The 8,917-nt window shown below is 46.2% G+C and carries 6 protein-coding genes; all 6 read left to right on the forward strand.

Annotated elements, in window-relative coordinates; all coding sequences use genetic code 11:
• Window positions 1-122 precede the first annotated feature (122 nt).
• From hrpA to B7X71_RS08870, 6 genes are read left to right on the forward strand one after another with little or no spacing between them, the layout of a single operon-like run.
• The gene (gene hrpA, locus B7X71_RS08845) at window positions 123-4,157 is read left to right on the forward strand and encodes an ATP-dependent RNA helicase HrpA (protein ID WP_293596937.1); all 4,035 of its coding nucleotides are present in this window, start codon (window positions 123-125) and stop codon (window positions 4,155-4,157) included.
• A 50-nt stretch (window positions 4,158-4,207) separates the two neighbouring features.
• Window positions 4,208-5,245 (forward strand): cytochrome D1 domain-containing protein, encoded by a 1,038-nt coding sequence (locus B7X71_RS08850; RefSeq protein ID WP_293596934.1) that lies wholly within the window; start codon window positions 4,208-4,210, stop codon window positions 5,243-5,245.
• 9 nt (window positions 5,246-5,254) lie between these two features.
• A complete protein-coding gene (locus B7X71_RS08855; protein WP_293596933.1) occupies window positions 5,255-6,025 on the forward strand; it encodes a polysaccharide deacetylase family protein in 771 nt (256 codons plus the stop codon).
• Window positions 6,026-6,040: 15 nt separating this feature from the next.
• Entirely contained in the window at window positions 6,041-7,018 is a 978-nt protein-coding gene (locus B7X71_RS08860; RefSeq protein WP_293596932.1) for a sterol desaturase family protein, read from the forward strand.
• Between the two features lie 33 nt (window positions 7,019-7,051).
• Complete coding sequence (locus tag B7X71_RS08865) at window positions 7,052-7,921, forward strand: EI24 domain-containing protein (RefSeq protein ID WP_293600537.1); 870 nt, start codon at window positions 7,052-7,054, stop codon at window positions 7,919-7,921.
• A complete protein-coding gene (locus B7X71_RS08870; RefSeq protein WP_293596936.1) occupies window positions 7,914-8,777 on the forward strand; it encodes a molybdopterin-binding protein in 864 nt (287 codons plus the stop codon). Before B7X71_RS08865 ends, B7X71_RS08870 begins: the two co-directional genes overlap by 8 nt.
• The last annotated feature ends 140 nt before the right edge of the window (window positions 8,778-8,917 follow it).

Below are 8,917 nucleotides of genomic sequence, written 5' to 3' on the forward strand. Positions count from 1 at the left end.
AGTTGGAGCTTGATTCTTCGGCGTTTGAGCCGGGGTTTGGTGCATTTGTTGGCATAGTGAGAAAATTATAGGGTGCAAGAGCCTATAAACCAACAAAAAAACCCAAAGCAAGCCCTGTGACTGTGCCTGCTTCCAACACCTCACGCAAGCTAGAAATTCGCTTTCCGGAGGAGTTGCCGGTATCGGGTCAACGTCAAATCATCAAGGATGCCTTGAGCTCTCACCAGGTTGTCATTGTCTGTGGTGAGACTGGTTCAGGCAAAACAACCCAATTACCCAAAATCTGTCTAGACCTCGGTAGGGGCACCATTAACGGTGGCCGCCTGATTGGGCATACCCAGCCTCGCCGTATTGCTGCAACAGCCACTGCGAAGCGCATAGCCCAGGAGCTGGGCACTCCAATTGGTCAAGACGTAGGCTATCAAGTACGTTTTGCCGATAAAACTAGTCAAGGCGCCTCCATTAAGTTAATGACGGATGGTATTTTGTTGGCAGAAACCCAGCGTGATCCTCAGCTTCGTGCCTATGACACCCTCATCATTGATGAAGCCCATGAGCGTAGCCTCAATATTGATTTTCTGCTGGGCTATCTTCGCCAGTTACTTCCTAAGCGCCCGGACCTTAAGCTGATCATCACATCGGCCACGATTGACGCTAAGCGTTTTTCCGATCACTTCTCTTTGAATGGCAAGTCTGCACCGGTGATTGAGGTTAGCGGACGACTCTTCCCGGTAGAGCAGCGGTATGAACCTTTAGAGCCTGACGCCAAGCCAGATGGGAAAATGGAATCCAAAGAGGCTAAGGAAATTCCGGATGCAGTCGCAGAGGCGATTGCCAATGTATGGCGAGAAGGTGCCTCAGGCGCTGGCGATGTCCTGGTCTTTTTGCCCGGAGAGCGAGAGATTCGGGATTGTGCTGAAGTCCTTAGAAAAGACCATGTTTTGCAACAACGCTTTCATCCGGAAATTCTGAGTCTTTTTGCTCGGCAATCAGTTGCAGAGCAAGAGCGCGTGTTTAGTCCTGGCAATGGTCGACGCATCATTTTGACAACGAACGTTGCCGAGACCTCATTAACAGTTCCCAATATTCGTTATGTGGTCGATAGTGGCTTGGCCCGTGTAAAGCGTTATTCCTATCGCAATAAAGTAGAGCAGCTCCAAATTGAGCCAATATCTCAGGCAGCTGCCAATCAAAGGGCTGGTCGTTGCGGCCGCGTATCGGACGGTATTTGTATTCGTCTTTATAGCGAGCAAGATTATTTGAGTCGTCCTAAATTTACCGACCCAGAAATTCTGCGCAGCTCACTAGCGGCGGTGTTACTTCGCATGAGTTCTTTGCATTTACCGCGAATTCAAGAGTTCCCATTTATTGATAAGCCTCTAGGTCGTGCGATTGCTGATGGTGTGCAGTTATTAGATGAGTTGGGGGCTATTGTCTATGACGAAAGCGCTAGGGATGTAGACAGGGACATCAATAACAGTTTCAAACTAACCCCTACGGGTAAGCAATTAGCAGATCTTCCCCTGGATCCTCGAATTGGCCGCATGCTCTTAGCAGCTAAAGAGCAAAATGCCTTACGCCAAGTCACCATCATTGCCTCAGCTCTGGCTACTCAAGATCCTCGTGATCGACCCATGGATCAAGCTGCCGCCGCCGATCAGGCACATTTGCAGTTTGCAGATGAACGTTCTGAATTCTTGAGCTTTGTCAAACTTTGGGATTGGCATCAGGATGCACTGAAGCACAAGCACAGCAATCGTCAATTAGAGAATCTGTGCCGTAGTAAGTTTTTATCTCCGAGACGTTTGCGTGAATGGCGTGATGTTCATGGTCAACTCCACACGATGTTGGGTGAAAAAGGTTGGAAAGAAAATCCTTCGCCAGCTACTTATGAGCAAGTTCACCTATCTTTGTTAACAGGCCTTCTAGGTTATGTAGCCAAAAAAGAAGAGGACGAAAAATCTCAAGAGCGTGGCAGTAAGACTGGTAGCTATATTGGTGCGCGTGGTATTCGCCCCTTTATTTGGCCAGGCTCCTCCATTGGTAAAAAAGCGGGAGCTTGGATTTTGGCTGGCGAGCTTCAAGAAACCAATCGCATGTATGCGCGCACGATTGCCAAGATTGAGCCTCAGTGGGTTGAGAAGGTTGCCTCCCACCGCCTGATTAAATCTTTAAGTGAGCCTTTTTGGGATAGTCGTCAAGGTGAAGTAATGGCCTTTGAGCGCGGTACTTTGTATGGCCTACCTATTTATCACGGCCGTCGAGTTCGATATGAGCCATATAACCCTGAAGACGCTCGTTCAATATTCATTACATATGCCTTAGTCCAGGAGGAGCTCTTTGGACGCATGGATACCCCAGCATTGATGCGAGAGACTGAGGCCGATGCTAAAAAAAAATATTCTGGAAGTTTTGAATTCTTCTGGCACAACCGCAGATTGATAAAAGAGATCGAGGCCCTCGAGCACCGCTCAAGACGTCCTGATGTTTTAGTGGATGACGATCTCTTATTTGCTTTTTATGATTCACGTATTCCCAAAGATGTCCTCAGCAGAGAGGGCATGAATGCCTGGCTGAAGAAGGCATCTAGAGATGAGGGCGCCAAACAGGAGACGCCAGATGTTCTCTTACGTTTAGCTAAGGCGGATTTAATGCGCCATGAAGCCGCCGGCATTACAGTGGATCGCTACCCTAAAAAGATGATTGTTGGCGGTACAGAGTTGAGTTTGACTTACCACTTTGAGCCTGGCAGCCCTAAAGATGGCGTCACTCTCGTTGTTCCCTTGACCCTACTAAATCAGGTTGACGGTCGTCGTTGTGAATGGCTAGTTCCGGGCATGTGTGAGGAAAAAATCCATCTGCTAATGAAATCACTTCCCCAAAAGTTACGTCGTCACTGCGTGCCGCTACCAGAGTATGCAAAATCATTTTTAGAGCGCATGCTTTCAGAAAAACAGTTTGGAGTCGGTATCTTTTTAGATAGTCTAATTACGGATATCCGTAAAGAGCGTGGTTTAGAAATCAAGCGCACAGACTTCAGGCCAGAATCTTTGCCCTTGCATTCCTCAATGAATTTTCGCCTAGTGGATGAGCATGGGCGCCAGCTTGAGTTGGAGCGGAACTTATCTCGATTGCGGGCCGAATATGGAGAGACAGCCCGAACTGCATTTCAGGCGATTGCCCAGCAAGCAGTTCAAGAGGAACTTGGTGCTGATGCGCCCGCAAGTTCGCTAAATATTGGCGCGAAAACAAGTCAAAGTTCCAATCCTTCGGCGATAAAAAATGTAGAGCAGGGTAGTTATCGCAACTGGGAATTTGGTGAACTGCCTGAAACACTTGAAATCCAAAAAGGCAATCGCACTCTATTCGGCTATCCCGCATTGGTAGATCGTACCGAGTCATGTGATCTTGAAGTGTTCGATGATTTGCTGGAGGCTCGGAAATATCATTGGCAAGGTCTTCGTAGACTATTTGCCTTATCGAACAAAGACACACTCAAGGCGCTGCAAAAACAACTACCTGGTATTCGGGAGCTTGGTTTACTGTTTATCAATGTGGGTTCGGTAGATGGATTGATTGAACAAACTCTGAATCTTGCCCTAGAGCGGGCATTTATGAATGATCCATTGCCGGTCAATGCGGAGCAATTTGCTGAGCGCTTGCAAGCAGGTAAGCCAAGATTGTCGTTAATTGCACAAGAAATTGCAAAGCATGCCTTAGCCGCTTTACAGGCTTACGCAGATTTGCAAAAGAAGTTGACTCAAGCTAAGGTTGCCTCAGCTGCTGCACATACAGACATTCAAACGCAAGTACAGGGTTTAATTTTCCCGAAATTTGTATCAGATACGCCATATGGGCAGTTGGTGCATTTCCCTCGCTATCTCAAGGCAATTGCAATGCGAATTGATAAGTTACGAGCCAACCCTGGTCGCGATGCTCAGTGCCAAAAAGATTGGGAGTCTGTTGCTAGGCCATGGCAAAAGTTAGTTCAAGGGAGTCGTGGATCCGCGAACTATGCCATGGCGGAGGATCAGGCTTTGACTGATTTCCGTTGGCAGTTGGAGGAGTTGAGAGTGGCTTTATATGCACAAGAATTAAAGACCCCCACGCCAATGTCCCTAAAACGCCTAGAAAAGGTCCTGTCTAGCTTGCGTTAAGTCAATTGATTGTCGTGAGTCAGCCTACGGCAGAGCATCTATTGCTTACAATGTCAGCTATGTACAAAAATATCAATAAAGCCAACTTTGTCACTATTTCAGCTCTCATAGTTTTGGCTTTCTCCGGCTTCCAGAATGCCGTTTTTGCTCAAATTGCTACAGCTTCTGACGCTAAGGCTGAGCCCAAGTTAGCGGTTGTATTGAACTCAGGTGAAGCAACTGTCAGCTTAATTGATATGCCAAGTCGTAAGGTGATTAAGACGGTGCCAGTTGGCAAAGAGCCGCACCACTTGATGATGACTCCCGATCAAAAGACGCTACTCATAGCTAACGCTGCGGGCAATGATGTGGTGCTGATGAATCCCACTACTGGTGAATTAATTGGCAAGATTCCTGACATCATCGATCCATACCAAATTGGCTATTCACCAAACCATAAGTGGTTTGTTTCAAATGGCAATCGTTTGGACAGGGTGGATGTTTATTACGCCCAAGGTGCAGACCTCAAGTTGGCAAAGTCCATCAAATTGGGTAAAACACCAAGTCACGTTGCATTCACTGCAGATAGCAAGATCGCATTCATCACGCTGCAAGATTCCAATGAATTGGCTGCGATTGATTTAGACACACAGACTGTTATTTGGAAAATGATAACGGGTAAAGTGCCCGCTGGCGTTTGGATGACCCCTGGGGACCAATACCTCTTGGTTGGTATTACGGGTGAAGACAATGTTCAAGTCATCGACTGGAAAAATCGTAAAGAAGTGAAGCGAATCTTTACCGGGAAGGGCGCTCACAACTTCCGTCCATTAGGTGATAAAAAGCATGTGTTCGTCAGTAATCGTATTGCTTCAACTATCAGTATGATTAATATGCAGACCCTGGAAAAGACGGGGGATATTACTGGCTTACCGGCGGGTCCAGACGATATGGAAATTACACCTGATGGAAAAACGATGTGGGTTACTTTCCGCTTTTCCAAAAAAGCGGGGGTAATTGATATTCCCTCGATGAAGTTAGTCACCGTGATTCCGGTTGGTAAATCACCACACGGCGTTTTCTTTACCCCACGTTCTGGTTGGGAGTAATTTAATTCGATGTATTTGAATGGCACTCTTGCTCGACTAACAGCGCTAATTCTTTTGGCAACATGCTCTTCGCTTGGATTTTCTCAAGAGAGTCACTGTAAAAAAACCGTATACCTCACCTTTGATACCGGCAACATGTCTGTTGCGCAAATTGTTGCTGACATACTGAATCGTCAAAACATTAAAGCTACTTTTTTCCTGGCGAATGAAAAAACTAGTCGTGGTGATTTTGCTTTAGATGATTCATGGCAATCCTATTGGCAGGATCGTCTTCGTGAAGGCCACCATTTTGGTAGTCACACTTATGACCATCTGTACTTTGTCAAAGATGGCCCCGATGGAGAGATCTTTGCAAAGCCGCAATTTGGGCCAAAGGCTGGGGTTGCAACTCTATATAACGAAGCTAGCTACTGCCGAGAAATTCGAAAGGTGGATGAGCGCTTTAAAGCATTAACGGGTTCTGGGATCCAGAAAATTTGGCGTGCTCCCGGTGGAAAAACATCACCACGTTCGATTCGAATGGGAAGTCAGTGCGGTTATCACCATATTGGCTGGAATCCCGCCGGATTTTTGGGTGATGAGCTCAGCTCGCAAACCCATTCCAATAAGTTGCTTTTGGATAAGGCAAGTAGCCAGCTTCAGGACGGTGACATCACCATGGCTCATTTGGGTATTTGGTCGCGCAAGGACCCCTGGGCTCCGGCAGTTTTAGAGCAACTGATTATTAATCTAAAGAGTCGCGGCTTTTGCTTTGCAACCCTGCCAAAACAAGATAAATAAGTCACAATTGAGGATATGGATTCCAATCCTTTTATAGCCACGATTGCCTCGGCCTACGCCAGCACTCAAGAATTTTTGTTTGTGCACGTGGCCGGGCCGATTTTGTATCAATTCGACCTCATGTCCATGGCGGAAGATGTGTTTGACGGCATTGATTGGTTTTTATTTGGCTGTATTCAGATCATGCTCATTGCGGTCATTCTGCGCACTTGGGAACGACTTTCGCCCGCTGAGACTCAAGAACGTTTTGCCAATAGCTCTAAGGCAGATGTTTTTTACACCTTGTTTCATCGTCTGGGCATTTTTCACGGCTTGATTTTTCTTGCCTTGTCAGGTTTTTTCTTTCAAATTGATTCCGTCCTTCATGACTTTCGTTTCGGCAGACTGAATGTGGAATCATGGTGGCCCCCAGTGACTTCGATTCCTTTGATAAGTTTCTGCATCTACTTCATATTGCTTGATTTTGTGGAGTACTTGTATCACCGCGCTTCACATACATTCAATTGGTGGTGGCAGTTGCATGCCTTGCATCACAGTCAAACCGTGATGACTGCTTGGTCGGATGATCGCAACCATATTCTGGATAGCATCCTGCATGCGGTAGTTTTTGCTTTCTTTGCACTGTTGTTTGGTGTATCCCCAAGTCAATTTATTTTGCTAGCAGTCTTGAGTCAATTTATTCAGAGTTGGCAACATGCCAATCTTAAAATTCATCTTGGCGCATTCAAGTATCTCTTGGTTTCTCCGATGTACCACCGCATGCATCATGCGGTAGGGTATGGCCATGAAGCCAATGGTAAGCCAGGTGTTTTGGGTGGTTGTAATTTTGGCGTCTTATTTCCATGGTGGGACATGATGTTCAATACTGCAATTTTTCCAAAGGACGTGCATCCCACCGGTGTGAGAGATTTGGCTATTTCGCCCAATATATTGCAACAGCAGTGGCAGGGTTTGATGCATTCAGTGCGTGAAATTTTTCCCAGAGCAAAATAAAACCAGCAGTTCATTTGGCGGTATTGGAAATCTATGGATAGCATGCAGCAAGTATTCAAGTCTTTCGGCTTGGCTTTGGTTGGAACAATGCATCCGAGAATGCTGTGGTTGAGCCTGCGCCCATTCTTGATCGTATCGATTTTATGGGGCGGCTTAATTTGGTTGACTTGGACGCCGGCCCTGGAAATGCTCAGCATTTTTTTAACAACATCTATCTTTACGAGTTGGATTCAGGATGGTCTGATTTGGGCTGGTTTTGAAAATGCCCGAGCCTGGATTGCGCCACTCTTTTTTGTAATGCTCTTGATCCCGTTGATCTCGATCAGTCTGTTGGTATTCATCGCCTTTACAACCGTGCCAACTATCGTTAGCGTGGTATCACGTCAGCACGCCTACAAAGATCTTGAGCGAAAGAAGGGAGGTGGTTTGTTTGGTAGTTTTGTATACACCATCTGGTCTGCTTTGATCTGTTTGGCTTTAGTGATGCTAACTTTACCGGTATGGTGGATTCCGCCACTAGTTGCAGTCTTACCGCCATTGCTTTGGGGTTGGCTGACGATGCGATTGATGTCTTATGATGTGCTCGCGCAACATGCTACTGCAGAGGAACGTGATACCTTGTTGCACCAGCATCGCTGGCCTCTCTTGGCAATGGGAATTGTTTCGGGAATGCTCGGCGCTGTACCCACTTTTTTCTGGGCAACATCAGCATTGGCTTTGGTGTTGTTCCCCATTGTGAGTTTTGTTGCTCTGTGGATTTACTCTTTAATCTTTGTATTTGCTGCGCTGTGGTTCGCGCACTATTTACTTGAGGCATTAAAAGAGATGCGCAGAAACGAGTTAGATCAATCTTTAAATATAGAAGCACGTGTAATTGATATGGAGCTACCGTACCATGGTTGAGGCGTCAAAACAGGTCAGCATTGATGTGCCTGAGGTCAAAGCCCGTCGCTTTGGATTGATTGTGATTGGCGATGAAATTCTGTCGGGTCGCCGTCAAGATAAGCACTTGAGCAAATTGATTGAGCTCTTGAATGAGCGTGGCTTGAGTCTGTCTTGGGCCAAATATGTTGCAGATGATCCTGATCAAATTACAGCCACCTTAAAAGATAGTTTTGCTAGTGGCGATGTGGTTTTCAGTACTGGCGGCATTGGCGCCACTCCTGACGATCACACACGACATTGCGCTGCCTTGGCTCTTGGCACTAAAACTGAGTTACATCCGACTGCGCAAGAATTAATTGCTGGGCGCATTCAGACGATGGCTGAAGGGGATCTTGCTAAAGCCGATTTAAGTACTCCTGAAAACCAACATCGTTTCAAAATGGGCGAGTTCCCGATTGGTAGCGACATCATTCCCAATCCCTATAACCAGATCCCTGGCTTTTCTATTCGAGAGCATTACTTTGTCCCAGGTTTTCCAGTCATGGCCGCTCCGATGATGGCCTGGTGTCTTGATAACTATTATCAAAACTTATTTCATCGCGAAAACTCGGCTGAGCAGAGTTTTATTGTTCCCAAAGGAATTGAATCAACCCTAACTCCGTTAATGGAGCGTATTGAGTCGGATTTCCCTGGGGTAAAGGTATTTAGCCTCCCATCTGTTGGTGATCCCTCCAGGGGCGGTGTTTATGCTGAACGTCATATTGAGCTGGGCATTAAAGGTAATGCAAATCTGCTGGAAAGTGCTTGGTTTGCTTTACGAACCGGCACTGAGGCTTTGGGTTATGTGATTCACGATATTTCAAAATCTAAGTAGGCACTACTTTGGTGCAAATATAGTATTTTTTAGGGTTTTGAGAGGAATTTCAGCACTTAATTAGTGCAATAATAACTGTTCCCGTTTGTTTGCTTCAGTAAATTAGATACATCCCAAGGGCATATTTGATGCCTGGAATA

The organism is Polynucleobacter sp. 39-46-10 (assembly GCF_002282275.1).